Source organism: Roseibium sp. RKSG952, from assembly GCF_009711355.1.
Genome location: NZ_SMMF01000933.1, coordinates 1 through 16,637, shown reverse-complemented (window position 1 = coordinate 16,637; position 16,637 = coordinate 1). Strand labels below are relative to the sequence as shown.

The 16,637-nt window shown below is 54.8% G+C and carries 17 protein-coding genes, 1 tRNA gene and 1 pseudogene; 6 read left to right on the top strand and 13 right to left on the bottom strand.

Features of this window, described 5'->3' with window-relative positions:
• Nucleotides 1-125: 125 nt before the first annotated feature.
• Nucleotides 126-692, top strand: a pseudogene (locus tag E1297_RS25340) (ImmA/IrrE family metallo-endopeptidase); the annotation flags it as partial.
• Nucleotides 693-758: 66 nt separating this feature from the next.
• On the opposite strand, the gene E1297_RS25335 reads toward E1297_RS25340, so the two are convergent.
• The 10 genes from E1297_RS25335 to E1297_RS25290 all read right to left on the bottom strand — a co-directional run bounded on the left by E1297_RS25335 (nucleotide 759) and on the right by E1297_RS25290 (nucleotide 6,996).
• Nucleotides 759-1,193 (bottom strand): DUF488 family protein, encoded by a 435-nt coding sequence (locus E1297_RS25335; protein WP_155143284.1) that lies wholly within the window; start codon nucleotides 1,191-1,193, stop codon nucleotides 759-761.
• 7 nt (nucleotides 1,194-1,200) lie between these two features.
• A complete protein-coding gene (locus E1297_RS25330) occupies nucleotides 1,201-1,731 on the bottom strand; it encodes a DUF488 family protein (RefSeq protein ID WP_209015987.1) in 531 nt (176 codons plus the stop codon).
• Between the two features lie 64 nt (nucleotides 1,732-1,795).
• Nucleotides 1,796-2,470, bottom strand: a complete 675-nt coding sequence (locus tag E1297_RS25325) for a hypothetical protein (RefSeq protein WP_155143282.1) — start codon at nucleotides 2,468-2,470, stop codon at nucleotides 1,796-1,798.
• Nucleotides 2,471-2,706: 236 nt separating this feature from the next.
• Nucleotides 2,707-2,781 (bottom strand) — tRNA-Phe (locus tag E1297_RS25320).
• A 79-nt stretch (nucleotides 2,782-2,860) separates the two neighbouring features.
• Entirely contained in the window at nucleotides 2,861-3,043 is a 183-nt protein-coding gene (locus E1297_RS25315; protein ID WP_155143281.1) for a DNA gyrase inhibitor YacG, read from the bottom strand.
• A complete protein-coding gene (locus E1297_RS25310; protein WP_155143280.1) occupies nucleotides 3,040-4,062 on the bottom strand; it encodes a ribonuclease E/G in 1,023 nt (340 codons plus the stop codon). Before E1297_RS25310 ends, E1297_RS25315 begins: the two co-directional genes overlap by 4 nt.
• A complete protein-coding gene (locus tag E1297_RS25305) occupies nucleotides 4,059-4,637 on the bottom strand; it encodes a nucleoside triphosphate pyrophosphatase (protein WP_155143279.1) in 579 nt (192 codons plus the stop codon). Before E1297_RS25305 ends, E1297_RS25310 begins: the two co-directional genes overlap by 4 nt.
• Nucleotides 4,638-4,648: 11 nt before the next feature.
• Nucleotides 4,649-4,867, bottom strand: a complete 219-nt coding sequence (gene infA, locus E1297_RS25300; RefSeq protein ID WP_005978431.1) for a translation initiation factor IF-1 — start codon at nucleotides 4,865-4,867, stop codon at nucleotides 4,649-4,651.
• 90 nt (nucleotides 4,868-4,957) lie between these two features.
• Nucleotides 4,958-5,833: a carbon-nitrogen hydrolase family protein gene (locus tag E1297_RS25295; protein WP_155143278.1), complete on the bottom strand. Its 876-nt coding sequence runs from the start codon at nucleotides 5,831-5,833 to the stop codon at nucleotides 4,958-4,960.
• Nucleotides 5,834-5,985: 152 nt separating this feature from the next.
• Complete coding sequence (locus E1297_RS25290; RefSeq protein WP_196223404.1) at nucleotides 5,986-6,996, bottom strand: radical SAM protein; 1,011 nt, start codon at nucleotides 6,994-6,996, stop codon at nucleotides 5,986-5,988.
• A gap of 68 nt (nucleotides 6,997-7,064) precedes the next feature.
• On the opposite strand from E1297_RS25290, the gene E1297_RS25285 reads away from it, so the two are divergent.
• Nucleotides 7,065-7,718 carry an NUDIX domain-containing protein gene (locus tag E1297_RS25285; RefSeq protein WP_155143276.1) on the top strand — a complete coding sequence of 218 codons (654 nt, stop codon included), beginning with the start codon at nucleotides 7,065-7,067 and terminating at the stop codon, nucleotides 7,716-7,718.
• A gap of 24 nt (nucleotides 7,719-7,742) precedes the next feature.
• Here the strand turns inward: E1297_RS25285 and E1297_RS25280 are convergent, their stop codons facing one another.
• The 3 genes from E1297_RS25280 to E1297_RS25270 form a co-directional block, all read right to left on the bottom strand.
• Nucleotides 7,743-9,158: an RtcB family protein gene (locus E1297_RS25280; protein WP_155143275.1), complete on the bottom strand. Its 1,416-nt coding sequence runs from the start codon at nucleotides 9,156-9,158 to the stop codon at nucleotides 7,743-7,745.
• Nucleotides 9,151-9,501 (bottom strand): hypothetical protein, encoded by a 351-nt coding sequence (locus E1297_RS25275; RefSeq protein ID WP_155143274.1) that lies wholly within the window; start codon nucleotides 9,499-9,501, stop codon nucleotides 9,151-9,153. Before E1297_RS25275 ends, E1297_RS25280 begins: the two co-directional genes overlap by 8 nt.
• A 504-nt stretch (nucleotides 9,502-10,005) precedes the next feature.
• Nucleotides 10,006-11,562, bottom strand: coding sequence for a TROVE domain-containing protein (locus E1297_RS25270; protein ID WP_155143273.1), 1,557 nt, complete (start codon nucleotides 11,560-11,562; stop codon nucleotides 10,006-10,008).
• Between the two features lie 171 nt (nucleotides 11,563-11,733).
• Here E1297_RS25270 and rtcR point away from each other — a divergent pair, with 171 nt between their 5' ends.
• The 4 genes from rtcR to E1297_RS25250 all read left to right on the top strand — a co-directional run bounded on the left by rtcR (nucleotide 11,734) and on the right by E1297_RS25250 (nucleotide 16,067).
• On the top strand, nucleotides 11,734-13,314 hold the full coding sequence (gene rtcR, locus E1297_RS25265; protein WP_155143272.1) for an RNA repair transcriptional activator RtcR: 1,581 nt from the start codon (nucleotides 11,734-11,736) through the stop codon (nucleotides 13,312-13,314).
• A 214-nt stretch (nucleotides 13,315-13,528) separates the two neighbouring features.
• On the top strand, nucleotides 13,529-13,942 hold the full coding sequence (locus E1297_RS25260) for a PepSY domain-containing protein (protein ID WP_155143271.1): 414 nt from the start codon (nucleotides 13,529-13,531) through the stop codon (nucleotides 13,940-13,942).
• Between the two features lie 63 nt (nucleotides 13,943-14,005).
• Nucleotides 14,006-14,683, top strand: a complete 678-nt coding sequence (locus E1297_RS25255; protein ID WP_368669675.1) for a winged helix-turn-helix domain-containing protein — start codon at nucleotides 14,006-14,008, stop codon at nucleotides 14,681-14,683.
• A 13-nt stretch (nucleotides 14,684-14,696) separates the two neighbouring features.
• On the top strand, nucleotides 14,697-16,067 hold the full coding sequence (locus E1297_RS25250; RefSeq protein WP_196223403.1) for a HAMP domain-containing sensor histidine kinase: 1,371 nt from the start codon (nucleotides 14,697-14,699) through the stop codon (nucleotides 16,065-16,067).
• Nucleotides 16,068-16,637 lie beyond the last annotated feature (570 nt).

The window sequence follows — 16,637 nt, the reverse complement described above, 5'->3', positions numbered from 1 at the left end:
CCCTTGGTAAGGGAGAGGTCGAGAGTTCAATTCTCTCCAGCAGCACCATTCAACCGATATATTTCACTCACTTGCTATAGCTCATACAGAGCTCTGGGCAAAAGTCGTAAAGCTCGGCAGAACGCAGCATCTTTGATGCGGCTCACGAATTAGGCCACCTTGTTTTGCACAAGCATGGCACGACGCCGGGTGGTTAAAAAGGCAGCAAAGAGCCCAATCCTTTCGAAGACACTCGAAACGTTGAGGTAGAAGCAAACAGATTTGCGGCGGCATTCTTGATGCCCGAGGAAGATGTTCGCCTGCGCCTACCTCGCTTCATTACGGCTGATGTCATAATCAAAGCCAAGAGGCGTTGGAGGGTTTCAGCCATGGCTCTCGCTTACCGCCTGCATCATCTTCAACGTCCAATGCTGACCGAGTGGCAATATCGGTCGATATGTATTGAGCTTGGAAAACGAGGGTATCGAAGTGGCGAGCCGGAGGGGATTTCCCGCGAATGCTCAGTTCTCTGGAAGATGGTCCTCTCCGAACTCTGGGCTGATCGCAAAAACCACCATCATCTCGCAGACGATCTGACTTTGCCCGTTGCTGAGGTTGAAATGCTACTTTCCGGCATTTTGCCGCAAGCGGACCGGATGGAAGCGACGGGCGATGGCAAGCGCCCTGCTTTGCGAGTTGTGAATAGGCTGTGATGGCCCCCAAAAGGACAAAACCTTGAGGGGGGTTAATCCTTCTAGAGCTTTCCGATCATGCCGATTTCAAAGGTGGATGATTTCAACGTTGCCCCATTTCTCGTCGAGGTATTCGGCCAAGACACGTCGGTGACAAAAGTGCGGAGTGTCTTCGCTACAAAGCAAACAGCATCCATCCAAATCAGCAGGGCGTAGCTTTTCAACCTGCCGCTTTATCATCAGATCAAGATATTGGTTTTCGTAGTTGGACCAGTCGATTTTCTTTTTCTTGTATGCATCAAGCATCGGCTTAGTCGGTGCAAACTTTGGAACATGTGCGTAGTCCATATTGCAGAGGCTTTTTGCGAAGAACTTAAGATCGTCCCTTTTGGCAAAGCCAGCCAATTGCGAAACGTTATTTAGTCGAACATCAACGAGCTTCCGCGACTGAGACTCTTTCAGACGACCAAAAAAATGCTCGGCGGTGGATTTGGTAAATCCAATAGTGAATACCTGAACCATGTTACGTTCATCCTTCCCGCCGGTAGGCGATTTGCTTTTCACGACCTTCATAGGCCCGAGCAATCAAGTCATCTTCAGAATCGAGCATGTCACCTCGGGGCGTTCCGAGGATGTCGAGCACTCTCAACATGGTGTTTCTGTGTGGCTCCAGCGTTCCGTCACCAAGAATGTGGCTTATAGATGCGCCTCGTTCTTTTAGAACTCTGGATACCAAAATTGTCCGGTGGCATTCAGTCGGATCGCGCTCAGAGCACATTAGTGCAATTCGATAGTTCTGACTTCCATCCTCAACCCTCCTGATGCCAGACAGGAAGAGAGGTGTATTGGCCAGCTTCTTGTAGCTAACGGTGTTATCGATGTAGCAAGAAGCATCATCGGACCTTGCACCAAGTTCCCTCCCCAAAAAAACGTAAGCAATCCCATTCTCATTGAGTGCGCTCATTAGGGCATCTGTATTGAAATGCGGCGCATGGCGACTGTAAGGTGAAGACCTTACATCTGCCACAGCGGTAACTTGGTTCTTCAACAGCAAGCTCAAAAATCTCTCAAAAGTCTGCGTCGAATGCCCGACTGTATATATGCATTTTGCCTGTTCCATAGACTCAGGCTATCAAGCCCGCGACTAACTTGGAAGCAGTGCCGCGCTTCTCCCATACATGCGCCAAGCTTATGCAAAGAAACGGATTCGAAAGCGCGTGCCTATCGCCAATACCTGTATTGAAACGTGCAAACTGTTCTGGATCGGTGAGTTTGATCTTATGGTGTGCCCCTGCCCAAATGAAACTCACCCAAACCTCGGTTTTGTCGCCATGCGGGTTAAACGAAACGTCAATGGTCGCCACCTCTGGCCTAACAAGAGCAAGAGAACTATCAAACCTCTTGGCAAAGAAGGCAGGGACTTCATCATTTTGGCCAGTAAACGTGCTGGTCGCAGGTCGCCATAGGCCGGCTCCAACTGGCAAGACGGCTGGAGGCAAATCGGTGGGCTCCAAATGCCCCACTTTTCTCCAATTTACCCCCTCAGTGATCAACCAGTTCTCCGTCTGGTGATGCTCGGGCTTGTGAGCATCAAAAGTAATCTCCACCAAATCTAACATCGCCAACTGGCTGCCGTCCGCATATGTCTTCTCTGGATTGCTAATTGCTTGGCTACCGCGATGACTAACTGGGCGTATCCAACTGCCCAATTGACCATTAGCGCATTCAATTCCCGCGACGCAGCTGCCGCCCGGGCGAAATGAGTTTGCCAAGCAAACCAACGTTTTGGTTGTGGGCATAAAATGACTCCGAACATTACGGAGTGCAATTTAAGGATGAGTAAGGCGGCATCAAGATCGCTTGACGCTAATTAGATGCGTTCTTGCGTCGCGGGGTAACTAAGCTGACTTAAGAGAGACGTTCTCGGGTTTCTAATAAAGAGCATCCATGAAATACTGGTTGCAGTCCCGGGCAAACGATCAAAGAGGTGCAATTGCGGCAATATCGCCAACACATTACTTTTACTTGGTAAAAGTGGTGCCCGGGGGCGGAATCGAACCACCGACACGAGGATTTTCAATCCACTGCTCTACCCCTGAGCTACCCGGGCACGGGAACGACTTTCGTCGTTGGGTGGAGGCCTTCTATGACTTGCACCAGGCAGTGTCCAGAGGCTTTTTTACATTTTTTCAATGCGGGCGCTGTAAGCTCTGTTCACCCAGAGATTCTTCGCTTTCAACGTCCTCCTCACGCTGTGATGGCACAGCGTAGGAGCCATTCAGCCATTTGGCCAAATCGATATCGGCACAGCGTTTCGAGCAGAACGGACGGAACTTTGTCACGGTGTCTTCGCCGCAGATCGGACAGCTCATTTCAACACCTCCGACAATGGGATTCGACCGCGTTTACGCTGAAGCTCGAAGTGGCCTAGAGGTGTCCAGCCGGCCAGGGTCGTTTCCATCGGGTCCGCTTTGAATGCGGCCCGAAGCGATGATTCAAAACCGCGTCGGTCTTTTTTGGGCATCGGCGCTAGATCCAAGGTAATCTGGCCACCCAATCCACGCACACGCAGTGCTCGGGCCAACAGCTTGGCGCAGGCAAAGTTTGCTTTTGTTCCGGCAGCCAGTGAAGTGTCTGCGCCGGTGTTCACATCAACGGCAATCAGAGCCCGGGTGGGTTGTATGTAAAAATGCCCTCCACCGGGAAGAGGTTCCGAGATTCCACGAGCAGTATCGAGCGCATCAAGGACGCCATGAGCCTCAAATCCACCGGATTGCGTCACAACGTCAGCGGGTTCTGTCCATTCTCGCCAAGCCAGCACATGCGGGCCATCGCCCTCAAGCATCACTTCAGGCTCGGTACTTTCGTCAGCAAGAACCTGATCCGCCTGCGCCAGCATAGCGCTGATATCTTCGGCGATCTCTTCGGCATCTTCTCCGGCACAGCATGAGCGCAGGATCAGGCCATACTTGCTGTCGCCCATCTGCTCGTGTGCGATTTCCAGCAGTCTGTCCCGCTCATCTTCGTCACGAATGCTGCGTGAGATATTCAGACCCGGCGCATCGGGCGTCACGATCGCAAATCGGCTTTTGAACAGGACGCGGTCGGTTACCGGCAGCGCCTTTCCGGGTTCAGCATACCCTGTCACCTGAACCAGAAGCATAGCGCCCGGAGCCAACCCTTTTACCTGCCGCAAAAAGGCCGGGCCATCCGGTGTTGTCAGAAACATCCCGCCTTGTCCTTTGACAGGGCGGTCGGCCCGGGCGCGATAGATTGTTCCCAGTCGCGGGGCGTCTCCGTCAATCAGGAAATCATCCAGCTTGCCATCAACCATCAGAGCTGCGGCTTCGCGATTGTCGATGTGATCAAGAACGATGGTGCGACCCTTCATGGTGCCTCACGATACAGGGGGTAGCCGATACCTTGCAAAAGGGCGGCGGTTTCAGACAGGGGCAGTCCTACGATGCCCGTAAACGAACCCGAAATCCACGGAATGAAAGCTCCGGCCGGCCCTTGAATGGCATAAGCGCCTGCTTTGCCTTGCCAATCCCCGGTTGCCAGATAAGCGTTGATCTCAACATCTGACAGCCGTTTGACCTTGACCTGAGAAACAACGTCGCGCTGCAGTATTTTGTCACCGCGCCGCACAGCCACCGAAGTAATTACGCGGTGTCGCCGACCTGACAGGGCATGCAGGAATTCGGCTGCTTGGCCCGCGCTTTCGGGCTTGCCGAAAATGCGGCGACCCAACGCAACTGTGGTATCTGCGCACAGAGTGACGTCATCGCTATCCGCCTGAACTGCCTGCACTTTTGCACGCGTAATGCGGTTGCAATAGGGAACCGGCAGCTCTCCTTTCAGCGGGGTTTCGTCGATGTCAGGCGCACGAATTGCATCGGGCTGCACGCCAAGCTGGGCCAACAGGTCCAGCCGCCTTGGGCTGCCCGATCCTAAGATAAACGCCATTGCGGCAGGCGTTACTTGAAGCGGTAGTTGATCCGACCCTTGGTCAGATCATAAGGGGTCATTTCGACCTGAACTTTGTCGCCGGCCAGAACACGGATGCGGTTTTTACGCATCTTGCCTGCCGTATGTGCGATGATCTCATGGCCGTTTTCCAGCTCGACCCGAAACGTCGCATTAGGCAGGAGTTCCTTCACGACACCGGGAAATTCGAGCGTATCTTCCTTGGCCATGTTGTCTCCATCATTACGTTGCACCTGCAGAATCTGCAGTGTGTGCGCTTAAATGAGCCTATTTCGGCCTTATTTCAAGGGTGGAATCACCTAAAGGCGACACAATGTGACCGAATCGACTCGGCTGTCCTGCTCAGCCCAGTGCGTCCGGTTCAGCACACGGCCATCTGCGCGGACATGAGCAATCGCCGACAAGTCGACCTCGGCATAGGTCCAGCCCGGTTTGTTCAGCTGACCTTCGGCCAGGACGCCGGTTTCAGGAAAGCCGGTATCCGGTGGGCCGAATATACCACCTGTTCCGGTGTTCATATCCACCGCTTCGGACCATTCATTGCTGCCCACTAGTGATGACATGACCGTAACACATTGATTTTCAAGGGCGCGTGACATTGCGCCGATGCGCACACGCCAATACCCTGACAGCGCTTCGGTGCAGGATGGCACCAAGATCAAATCGGCCTCCTGAAGGGCGCGGCCCAGCAAGGGAAACTCACTGTCATAGCAGATCAGCACACCGATTTTGCCGAGTGCGGTGTCGAACAATTTCAACGGACCGCCGGGAGCAACGTCCCAGTCCTCTCGCTCGAAACGCGTCATGATCTGCTTGTCCTGATGATCCTGGCCGCCCTCTGGCGTGTAGAGCTTGGCCCGGTTTACGGGACGGCCGGGACCTTCCAGAACCGGGGCGGATGCACCCAGAATGTGTGTTTTGTACTCTTTCGCGAGGCGGGTATGCAGGTTTTGTACATCCCCCATCCGATCTGAAACCGAACGGATCGAACGCTCCAGATCTCCGGCAACTTCGGCACCATCCAGTGTCGACAATTCCATTGCGCCGTATTCAGGGAAGACCAGCAACTCGGCCCCCTGCCCCACCGCCTCTGAGACCCAACGGTCAAGCTTGTCCTCGTACTGTGTCCAATTGTCGAGCCAATCGAGATCGTAGGCGGCCGTGGCAACTTTCATTACTGAATTCCCTGAAACGGATTTGGCGAGACACTAGAAGAGGACAGGACGGAGTGTACAGACCATTTGTACGACCGGATGGAAATGACCAACTGAATCGCTGCGCAGCGAATTGCGGCTTATTCAGATTGAAAGTCGCACCCCGAGCAGCCTTACACCCGCAGCTTAATTTCCGTTGCAAACTTTGAAAACTGCTGTGTGCTCATACAGTTCTTGCAAGCATCAGCAGGACACCGCTTTTGCATCGCACACAGCTGTCCAGGTATTGCTGAAAATTGCGCAACGCTCTGCACGTCGGCCGTGGTGATACCAAAATAGTCCTCGACAAAAGCACAGGGTGCTATGTTGCCCTTTTCATCTATGAACAAGAAGTTGCGGGCGACCTGACAATCGTCAATTTTCAGCGCCACGTTTTTGGCAGAGTCAGCTATCCGCCCGATATAGGGATCACCGCCAAGCAGCTCTACCCCTCGGCTCTTCAACCTTGATCTGAGACCTGGGAGGACCCTCTTTAACTTGGTCACGTCATCAGCGGTCAAGCGATTTTGGGGAAAGAACTCTGGCCTGTCACGACCCCCAAGCTGGTTGAAGGTGATTTGGGAAACACCCCAATCCGCCAGCACGGCACACAGGTTTTCGAATTCGCCAAGCGTGTCATGCATCAGCACGACATTTGCCCGTACGCGCAACGCACTGTTCTTTGCCAAAGCATCCTCTGCCAGCTTCGGAACCCAGCGCTCCAGCTTTGTGAACCCTCCGCGCCAGCCGCGCAGGTCCTCGTGGCGCTGACCGATTGCATCGACGCTAAGTGTCACTTCATCGAACTGATCCGCCAATCTCGCGCGCAAGCTGCTTGAGCCGAGCGTTGTGCCGTTGGTTGTCAGGCTTTGCGCCAGCCCTGCCTTCGCCGCCTGGTCAGTCATCCTTCCGAAATCCTGCCAGAGGGTCGGCTCACCGCCAAGCCAGCTCAGCATGACTTTGCGACCTTCGGCCTGTTGCAGACCGGCCAACAGCCCGATCACCCGGCTAACTTCTGCGGGGGAGGCCGCAGAACGCGGGAACGCCAACCTTTTATCATATGCGCAGAATGGACAAGCGAGATTACATGTGTCCATCACGCGCCACAGAACAACTAAGGGCGGAGTGTCCAACTGATCCAACATTGTAGATTCCTCATGCAATTTGCAAAATGCAAGTTGCATGTTGCTGACATATGAGTCAAGTATTTTGGATGACAATCTACCCTGCCCCCATTCTGACTGTTGATGTTGTGCTTCTGGAGCTGCGGGAAGAAACGCTTTGGGTCGGAATCCTTCAGCGAGGAGATGCCCCCTATTCCGGAAGCAATGCCCTACCGGGCGGCTTCGTTCACACGGATGAAGATGCCAATACAGAAGCTACTGCATTGCGCATCATCCGGGAAAAGACCGGTCTAAATGGTGTGTTCTGTGAACAGTTGGGCACGTTCTCCAGCCCTGACCGGGACCCGCGCGGTTGGTCAGCGACCGTCGTTTATTACGCGTTGGTCCGCGGCGAGAGGCCAACTGAAACCGCGCTGAAGTGGGTGCCTGTCGACGAACCCGGAGATTTGGCCTTTGATCACAATGCCATTGTTGCGGCAGCTACTGACAGGCTTCGGGCCAAGGGGAGCTGGTCTAATCTTCCGGCGTTCCTTTTGCCGCCGACGTTCACCTATTCTGAACTACGCCGAACATACGAGCTTGTTCTCGGGACGAACCTGAACGACAGCGCCTTCCGCCGAAAGATGGACGAAATGAACCTGATCGAGCCCGTTGTCGGACAAAAGAGCAAAGCGACTGCGCGCCCTGCTCAATTGTTCAAGCTTAAAAGCGAGGCCATTTGCTCGCTGAATCGTCGCATCTGACCAACGAAGCGGACGCCAGTATCCTTACCTCCGCCCCTTCTTTCGGTTCTTCCAGAACGGCGGAACGTCGCCGGCCATGATGCAGCCGTAGGGATCGATATAGTCTTCGATCTCGGCCAGATCATACGACTTTATCTGCGCTACGACGCTATCGGCACTTTTGTAACTGGATGGCAGTTCCGACGCATCGACCGCACCGGCGTGGAACCGGATATCCAGCCCGTCGGTTTCGGCCCGCAGCATCTGTTCGGACGTGACCGACCCCATGCGCCGCTTGTGCTCCGAGCGCGAGAAGTTGCGCCCCGCGCCATGCGGACTGAACCCCAACCCGTGATCCGCGTCCTTACCACGCACAACCAGTACGGGCTCGGACATGTTCAGCGGGATCAGCGTCAGCCCCGTGGCATCAGCGGCGTAATCACCCCAGGCGGGGGTCGCGCCCTTGCCATGGAAGAACAGCTCACCACGCTTGAACACAAAGTTATGCTCGTTCCAGAACCTTTCACCAACTTCCCCAACGCGTGCCGCCTCGACCGTGGCCTGATGGATCGCGTTATGGTTGGCTTTGGTCCACTTGCGGATCAGTTGCAGTGCTTCCCAGTAATCCCGTCCTTCTTCGGTGTCCGCAGGAATCCAGGCGTTCTGCTTGGCAGTCTTTGGCGACAGCTCTTTCCGGAACCGCTCGGCCACAACCATGCCGTTCTTGTACAGAACCGCCCCCGGACCACGCGATCCGTGATGGGTTACGATCGCAGTCCGTCCGGTTTTGCGGGACCGACCGACGAACAGAAAGTGGTTTCCATCACCCTGGGTACCCATATGTTCCTGCGCCATGCGCAGAGATTTCGGGTTGTCCAGAAACGGGTTCTCACGGAATGCATCCAGCAGCTTGAGCGATGTTGTAAACCGCTTGCCCTGCGGGCGCCCGCCGGGTCCGAAATGGGTCACCGATTGCGCCGCATCCAGAACCGTCTTGGGATCAGCATCGCCCAGATCCGTGATCATCACCGAACAACAGATATCCGCCGAATGCATCCCCGGATGGATCGCATTGCGAGCGGCGGCCACACCCCCCACAGGGATCGTTCCAACCGGCCCCGCCGGACAGGCATCGGGCATGATCGCACCGGCTTCGATCGTCGGCGTCCGCATCAGGGCGGTCATCGTCTCACGCACTTTCGCGACGTTGTCTTCTTCATCGGGATCAGTGGCCTCGATGTTCTCGTGAAAGGTCACTTCGCCCGGCAGGCGCGGATCCATCGTGACCGGTGCCGGTGGGATTTCGCCCTCCAGCTCCTGCCGGATCCGAACCAGCCCGAACCCTTCGGCCCGCATCTCATTCGCGCGCGCCAGAAGGGTCGGGAATTGCTTCCCCGGGCGGTGTCCCCAATCTTTCAGATGTTCCCCGGTTACGGGATAAACTTCGGTTTCTTCAGTCATTGGTCTTCTCGCTCGCAACGTCATACTTGCTTTGCGGTGTTTCTTCGAATTTCTTGACCCAAGATTTCGCACAGTCTTCTGAGATACCTAGGTTTTTAGAAACTTTCTTGATGAGCGAATGATTGCTTCGCCCCGGGTGAAGGCTTGTTAGAAGCTGCAGGTGCCGAAGGCGCGCATCAGGGAAATCCTCAAAGAAATCACTCATGCTTTCCAGCGGCATCTGGCGGTGTGCCCGCAGCGCTTTTCGAATCCACATTTCTTCCCCGCCGCTGCTCTCGAGCCGGCGGGCATAATCTAGATCAGTTTCCGACTCTAGCGGAGGGTAATTTCGGTAGTCTTCCATTGCTCTATCTCAATCTCAGGCCCCGGCGACAAGGGATGAAGAAACAATTGGGAGGCCCGTCCCGCATCTGAATGGGCAGATGCGTTTGCCGTCTGGGCGCCGGCACGGAGGGGAGTTGAACCCGCTCGGCCTGTCCCTGTTGCGCCATGTAGTTCCTTCGGCATTCGCCGGGGTATTCCTTTCGTTTCTGGTCAGGCAGACAAGAGTTGGTGAGACAGCGCCCTTTACGGGCGCGGATCGTAAACAGCGATGTAGTCCCACCGGCATTCTGCCTGATGTTGTCAGGTCCCGGCGACAAATCGTGATGAGCAAATCTCTCCACCCGCTCTCTCCACTGAGCTCGCCGCAAGGAGCAACGTTGGGGCGTGAACCCAAATTGGCAGACCCTGTAGGCCCATCGGCATTCGCCGGGAGTTATCTGTCGGGTCAGGCGGACAAGTGATTTGTGAGACATCTGACAGAGTTCAAAGCTGTAGTCCCACAGGCATTCCGCCTGACCCGTTTTCACAGTTCGATCTTTTCGATCTCGCCAACCCAGTGATCCGGGCCGGTCTGACCGGCAGCAAAGGCCGCGATCTGGTCAAAGACCGCATCCGAGAAACCACCGACATTCAACACGTCGGACCGTGTCTGTGCCTGTGTAGTCCCGTATGGGGCGATATCGATGCAGACCAGTTTGGCCTTCGGGTTGCGACGTTTGATCACTTCCCACTCGGTCAACATCGCGGTCCCCTGCCCGCCGCCCCGGGCATCAACCCAGGATTGGTTGTCGGACACGAACACCACCAGATCCGGCGCGCGACCACGCTCGTTCAGCCACTTCAGCGGCGCGGAACAGTTTGTCCCACCACCGGCCAGAACGGCCAAACGCTCGGCATTGGTCAGGATCGTGTCGCGCGGCTGCAGACGTACATTGCGCACATCGAAGTCGAACGGCAGCACCTGAGACCCGCGGTTCACGCGTTGGAAGGACGCTGCGACCAGTGCCGCCACATCCACGTGACGAACAACCGAAGTTGCCCCGGGGCGATACCCGGTCACGGAACCGTTCATCGAGCCTGACACATCCGGACACACGACGACCTGACCCGCGACCTTTGGCACGTTCTGCACCGCGATTTCCATCGCATCATGCAGTGCGTCCACGATCTCGCGCGGCATATCCTCGGTCACGTTTTGCGCCGCCACCATCAACTGGTACGGAAAAGCACGTGCCTTGGCGATGGCCTGCGGGTCTCGCAGCAATGAGGCGACGTGATCCACGTTCTTTGCCACATCGAAAACGCCGTGACGCTGAAACGTGTTCAGGTTCTGCCGCACCATTTGCCACGAGCCTTTGCGCGCGATCTGCGCCCAGTGCTGTGGCGTCAGATTCAGCTGCGTCAGCATCTGAAACGGAACATCCGGCATCAGACCTTTCCCGGTTTCCCGGAACGCGATCCAGTCCTGCAGGGCCTGTGGCAGCCGCGCTAGATTGCACGGCCGCCCGACGATCCAGGCAAACAGCGCCTCCCGTTCAGCCGAGGACGGTTTCGGGTGCACCATCTTGATCACGTCCGCCAGTGACGGGTCATTCCCGATATTGGCGTTCAGCAGCGCCCGGTCAGGCGCGGCGTTCAGCCAGTTCTGCACCATCGCTTTCGGCGCTGACCCCAGAGACTTGCGCCCCGTCTGACCCGACCGGATCACCTGCACAAAAGTGCGCAGCATCTTGCCGTTATCGACTACACGACCAAAGGCCGTACGAAACAGAACCGGATCACGCCGGGCCAGGATGGCCAGCAGAACCGCTGGCATATCCTTCATGTACCCCGACTGGCGGGCGTAGATTGCCGCCTGCGCAAGAAACCTCGGCTCAACGGCCTCGGCCACATCCAGAACGTATTCCAGCTCTTCCTGTGGCATTTGATAGAACATGCCCCCGAAAGTGCCGGTCACGGCGACCTGTGCCAGAGCATGGGCATCGGAATAAGCATAGGCCGGTGCGCCATGCGCGTTCTTTGCAGTTGCCTTTGGCAGCAACCGGCCTTTGATCGATGCAAACACGGATTTGTTCGCCATTTTCTTGTCCTCGTTTTGTATGAGGAGGTTTTGCCATGGCGCGGGCATTGTGCAGAGAAAAATCCAATACAGACACAAAGCTTTGTTTTTAATGGATTAATTACAAATTTGAGCTTTATAGGTTGTTGTTTTAATATCCAGAATTATCGCTTCTTATAGAAAATGATAGCAATGAAGAACGTCATCATCGGATTCCTCGGTACCCAACTGGATATGGGCAAGAAACGGCGCTGGAAGCCGACGCCCAGCCTCGTCTCGCATGATCATTTTGACGTCGACCGACTTGAACTTCTGTATGACCGGAAATTCAATCGCCTCGCTCATCAGGTCAAACAAGAGATCGCAGAGCTGTCTCCTCAAACCGAAGTTCTGCTGCAGCAAATGGACCTGGCTGATCCATGGGACTTTCAGGAGGTCTATGGCAAACTGTTCGACTTTGCCCGGAGCTATGGGTTTGACGAGGATCGTGAGCAATATCACGTCCACCTGACCACCGGCACCCACGTGGCACAGATCTGCTGGTTTTTGCTGACGGAAAGCCGCCACATCCCCGCGCGGCTGATCCAGACTGGTCCGCCCGGACCGGACGATGACACACCCAAATTCGATATCATCGATCTGGATCTCAGCCGTTACAACGCGCTGCAGCAGCGGTTCGATCAGCTATCGCGCGAATACAGTGACCAATTGAAAGGTGGAATCGAGACGCGCAACAGGCAGTACAATGCCCTTATCGATCGGATCGAAGTGGTCGCCAGCAACTCGGACGAGCCGATCCTGTTGCTGGGCGAAACCGGTACCGGAAAAACGGAACTCGCTGAACGAATCTACAACCTCAAGCTTGATCGGCGCCGTATCAAGGGGCGGCTGGTTCACGTGAATTGTGCCACACTGAATGGGCCCGATGCGCAGGCGACGCTGTTCGGGCAGCGGCGCAGTTATCTGGGGCAGGCCGGATCCGAACGCGGCGGATTGCTGCGAGAGGCGGATGGCGGTGTGCTGTTTCTGGATGAGATCGACGAGTTGGGCTGGAACGAACAATCCGTCCTACTGCATGCCATTGAAACCGGGCGCTTCTACCCCCTAGGTTCGGACCACGAAATCACCAGCCGGTTCCAGATCATTGCCGGTGCCAATCGAGATCTGCATATGCTGGCCGCTGCCGGACAGTTTCGTCAGGACCTGCTGGCGCGGCTGAACATGTGGCACTTCAGGCTCCCTGCCCTGCGCGCGCGCCGTGAAGATATCGAAGCCAATCTGATGTTCGAACTCGCCCGATCAGAACGCGCCCTGGGCACGCGGGTTGGCTTTAACGCCGATGCGCATGATGCCTATCTGAAATTCGCAAATAACCCCGCCACTTTGTGGCCCGGCAATTTTAGGGACTTTAGCGGATCGGTTAAACGCCTGTGCACCCTTGCACCCCGCGGGCGGATCACCCGGGCTATGGTCGAGGATGAGATCCTGAACCTGCAAACCGGCTGGTCTGCAGCTGCCACGGACACCGATTTCTCGTTGGTGCGGAAGGTACTTGGCGAAGCCGCCCGCGATATCGACCCCTTTGACATGGTGCAATTGGCCAAGGTCATACACACCTGTCAGAACGCGCCCAGCATCAGTGCCGCAGGCCGGATGCTGTTTGCGGTGTCACGACAAAAGCGCAAAACTCAGAATGATGCGGATCGATTACGAAAGTACCTGCAGAAGTTCGGACTGGATTGGGACACTTTGACCATCGGAACATCTGGCTGAATTGTTCATCGTAACCTGAGTTTGCCGGAGTCTTAACGCGAGTCTGCAGATGCAGGTATCAGGAACCCTGCCACGCAGAAAAGCTCCGAGCGGAGAGCTGCCGCAAACAACCAAAAGATAACACAGACGTATTCCGGAACGAATCTGCATGAAACTTCGGGCGCCTATTTTCTGTCATGCGAGCCGAGAACCTCGCTGACAAAAAGGAAACACCATGAACTCCTCTACCGTAAAGAAAATGACGATTGCCGCTGCATCTGGCCTGTCTCTTCTGGCGCTATCCACGTTCGTTTCAGCCGAACCAGCCGGGACAGAAAAAGTGATCTCGCCCTCTGTCCCGTTTGCCAAGGCAATGGAAATCGCAACCGGTGCTGCAGAAGGTAATCTGGTGGCGCTTGAAGTGGATCACTACGGCAACAGCCCTGTCTATGTTGCCGAACTCGAGAGCAACACAACTCACACGATGCTTCAGATCGACGGCGTGTCCGGCGAAGTGCTCGCCAACAATACGATCTCAGCAGCCTCCCCCGAAGCACTGCACGCGATGTTGGAGGAACTGGATCATGACGACGATGATGATGGTGATGATCATGACTTCGAACACGATGACCACGATGATGATCATTAAGTTCTAAACTTTTCAGGAGGTGATATACATTGCCTCCTGAACTTAGTTTTGGGTGCGATCAGGGTGAAACTGCTTCTACTCGAAGACAATTTGGAAATTACCCATCGGGTTGAGAAAGGCCTCGGAGAGGCCGGGCATTCCGTGGATTGCTTCGAAAACGGGCCTGATGCCCTTTTCGCAGCGACAACTCGTAGTTATGACGTGCTTATCCTTGACCGGATGGTTCCAGAACTTGACGGATTATCGGTTCTCAAAGCATTGCGTGCTGCCAAGAACACAACACCTGTGCTGATGCTTACGGCATTGAACGAGGTGACCGATCGCGTTGAAGGGCTAGAAGCAGGTGCCGACGACTATCTTGCAAAACCATTTGCAATCAGCGAGTTAACGGCACGGATAGTCGCGATTTGCCGCCGATCCCAGGCCATACAGGCGAACGAAGAAACCACACTGAAATACGAAGACCTTGAACTGGACCTGCTCGCGCGGACCTGCCGCCGGGGTGATCAGATCATCGAGCTTCATGCCAAGGAAATCCGGTTGCTCGAGGTCTTTATGCGTAACAGAGGCCGGGTTTTAACGCGCTCCATGCTTTTGGAGAAGGTTTGGGATATCAACTTTGACCCTGAAACAAATGTTGTGAATACAAACGTAAGTCGACTGCGCAACAAGATAGACAAGCCCTTCAATACGGCGTTGCTCAGAACGGTTCGCGGGGCAGGCTATGTATTCGGTGCTTAGAAAGCTCCTGCGCATGAGTGCGCTGCGAAACACCCTGCTTCTTGCGGCTGTGTTCCTTGCGATCATCCTGATTGCAGGCAGCATTTTGCGGTTCGAGCTTACGCGCCAGGTCTTTGATGCGATTGATGATGATCTGGCTTTGAATGCGCAGAGGTTCGAGAGTGCGGCAACGGCATCTGGACCGGGCGATTCAATATTCAACAATCTGATTACTGCACATTCCGGAGTATCCTTTGGGTATCTGTCGGCCCTGGATGAGAATTTTGGCCCCGTCAGAAGCGTCGTCTTTGAGACACTGGGATTTCAAAATCTAACCCGGGCCGAACTGTTTCACGATCGTCGGTTCGCACCCGTGGATTCTGACAACTTCGAAGATCACGATGCCTATCATGAGTGGGAAGATGATCCGGATCTGTGGAGAGTTCTGGTCACGGACATAGGCCCGGATCGATTGGCGGTGTTCACACCCATTCATGAAATCGAGGATGCATTGGATCTGTTGCCCCAGATTATGTGGCCGATCACCATTGCCACTGTGATGGCGACGCTGGTTGTTGGGGTGTTTCTCGGGCTTGTTCAGCAGCGACGTATCAACAAAGTCCAAAGCGCATTCGAGCAAATAGCAATTGGCAATCTAGGCCATCGGATCCAACCTCAGTCATCACGAGATGACATGGACGACCTGATGCACGGCTTTGATACCGCCGCGACAAGGTTGGAAACTTCTGTCCAACAGATGAGAGATTTTTCCCGCAATGTTGCACATGAGCTTCGGACGCCACTAAGTGAACTGCACCTCGCACTGGACAACATTGAGGACGGCCCGGAGCAGGAAAAAGCGATTGCAAAGGCTGATAAAGTCATGCGTACGTTCGATGCCATCCTGCGCATATCGCGATTGTCGGCAGGTACCGACCAATCACATATGTCGCCGATAGACCTCAATGCGATAGCGCAGCAGCTATATGATCTCTACACGGACAGTGTGGAAGAAGCGGGGCAATCCCTCACGCTGAACCTTGGAAATTGCAGAACCGTGACCGGCGACCGCCAGTTGCTGCTGCAACTCGGGTCTAATCTTATCGAGAATTCAATAAGATACGCAGGCGGTGGCGCTCTGGTTTCAATCAAGACCGACGGCAACAGGTTGACTATTGCAGACACAGGACCGGGTATCCCTGCGAGAGATCGGATGAATGTTCTCCAGCCATTGTTCACATTGGATGGATCTCGTTCGAGGCAAGGAAATGGTCTGGGATTGGCGCTCGTGAAAGCGATTTCCGATCATCACGGAGCGATTTTGGAGCTGTCTGAAGGGAAAGAAGGTGGGTTATCTGTTTCGGTTTTCCTGAAAGAAAGCAGTTTAGCACCCCGAAACGGGTAGCTGCGGCCTCTGCCGCTTCGTTTAAGCGATCGTCTGACCCCATTCGATTGCTGGATACCCCCACATAACCTCATTTCATTGGTATAGAGTTCCCCAGCTTTTAGAACGTGGCAGGCAAGCTAGCTGAGACAGAACAGCCTGACCAGTGATGGATGTTACATGGACTGATACTCAGCCCCAGTTTCTGTCTCTACAACGATAGTCTTTGCGTCTAAAATTAGGCCACTGTTTTGACCGCAAAAGCGGCCAATCATCCTCTTCCACTAGATAAACGGCGATGTCCAAAGATTTGGGCGTCTAGCGCCACCACAAGACTCTATTTTCGAAACATTTAGAATGTCACGTTGCGGTCAGATGCAACGCTTACTGAAAGATCTCAATCAGGGGCAACATGTAACGTTTACCGTTCACTATAGAAGGTGAATACGTTCCTTTTTCCTTCCACAGTGCTTGCAGCGGCGATGGTGTGAACGCAAAAAACCTCGCATTGTGCGAGGTTAAGTGTTTGATATCCGGCTTTGAAGTTATTCGACCTGCTTTCGGGAGTATGATTTGAACCTGTGCGCTTCA

Bases quoted from the DNA above. Each gene is read 5' to 3' on its own strand.
- E1297_RS25335 (WP_155143284.1), bottom strand. From the start codon at position 1,193: ATGGTTCAGGTATTCACTATTGGATTTACCAAATCCACCGCCGAGCAT.
- E1297_RS25325 (WP_155143282.1), bottom strand. From the start codon at position 2,470: ATGCCCACAACCAAAACGTTGGTTTGCTTGGCAAACTCATTTCGCCCG.
- E1297_RS25315 (WP_155143281.1), bottom strand. From the start codon at position 3,043: ATGAGCTGTCCGATCTGCGGCGAAGACACCGTGACAAAGTTCCGTCCG.
- E1297_RS25310 (WP_155143280.1), bottom strand. From the start codon at position 4,062: ATGAAGGGTCGCACCATCGTTCTTGATCACATCGACAATCGCGAAGCC.
- E1297_RS25305 (WP_155143279.1), bottom strand. From the start codon at position 4,637: ATGGCGTTTATCTTAGGATCGGGCAGCCCAAGGCGGCTGGACCTGTTG.
- infA (WP_005978431.1), bottom strand. From the start codon at position 4,867: ATGGCCAAGGAAGATACGCTCGAATTTCCCGGTGTCGTGAAGGAACTC.
- E1297_RS25295 (WP_155143278.1), bottom strand. From the start codon at position 5,833: ATGAAAGTTGCCACGGCCGCCTACGATCTCGATTGGCTCGACAATTGG.
- E1297_RS25290 (WP_196223404.1), bottom strand. From the start codon at position 6,996: ATGTTGGATCAGTTGGACACTCCGCCCTTAGTTGTTCTGTGGCGCGTG.
- E1297_RS25285 (WP_155143276.1), top strand. From the start codon at position 7,065: ATGACAATCTACCCTGCCCCCATTCTGACTGTTGATGTTGTGCTTCTG.
- E1297_RS25280 (WP_155143275.1), bottom strand. From the start codon at position 9,158: ATGACTGAAGAAACCGAAGTTTATCCCGTAACCGGGGAACATCTGAAA.
- E1297_RS25275 (WP_155143274.1), bottom strand. From the start codon at position 9,501: ATGGAAGACTACCGAAATTACCCTCCGCTAGAGTCGGAAACTGATCTA.
- E1297_RS25270 (WP_155143273.1), bottom strand. From the start codon at position 11,562: ATGGCGAACAAATCCGTGTTTGCATCGATCAAAGGCCGGTTGCTGCCA.
- rtcR (WP_155143272.1), top strand. From the start codon at position 11,734: ATGAAGAACGTCATCATCGGATTCCTCGGTACCCAACTGGATATGGGC.
- E1297_RS25260 (WP_155143271.1), top strand. From the start codon at position 13,529: ATGAACTCCTCTACCGTAAAGAAAATGACGATTGCCGCTGCATCTGGC.
- E1297_RS25250 (WP_196223403.1), top strand. From the start codon at position 14,697: ATGAGTGCGCTGCGAAACACCCTGCTTCTTGCGGCTGTGTTCCTTGCG.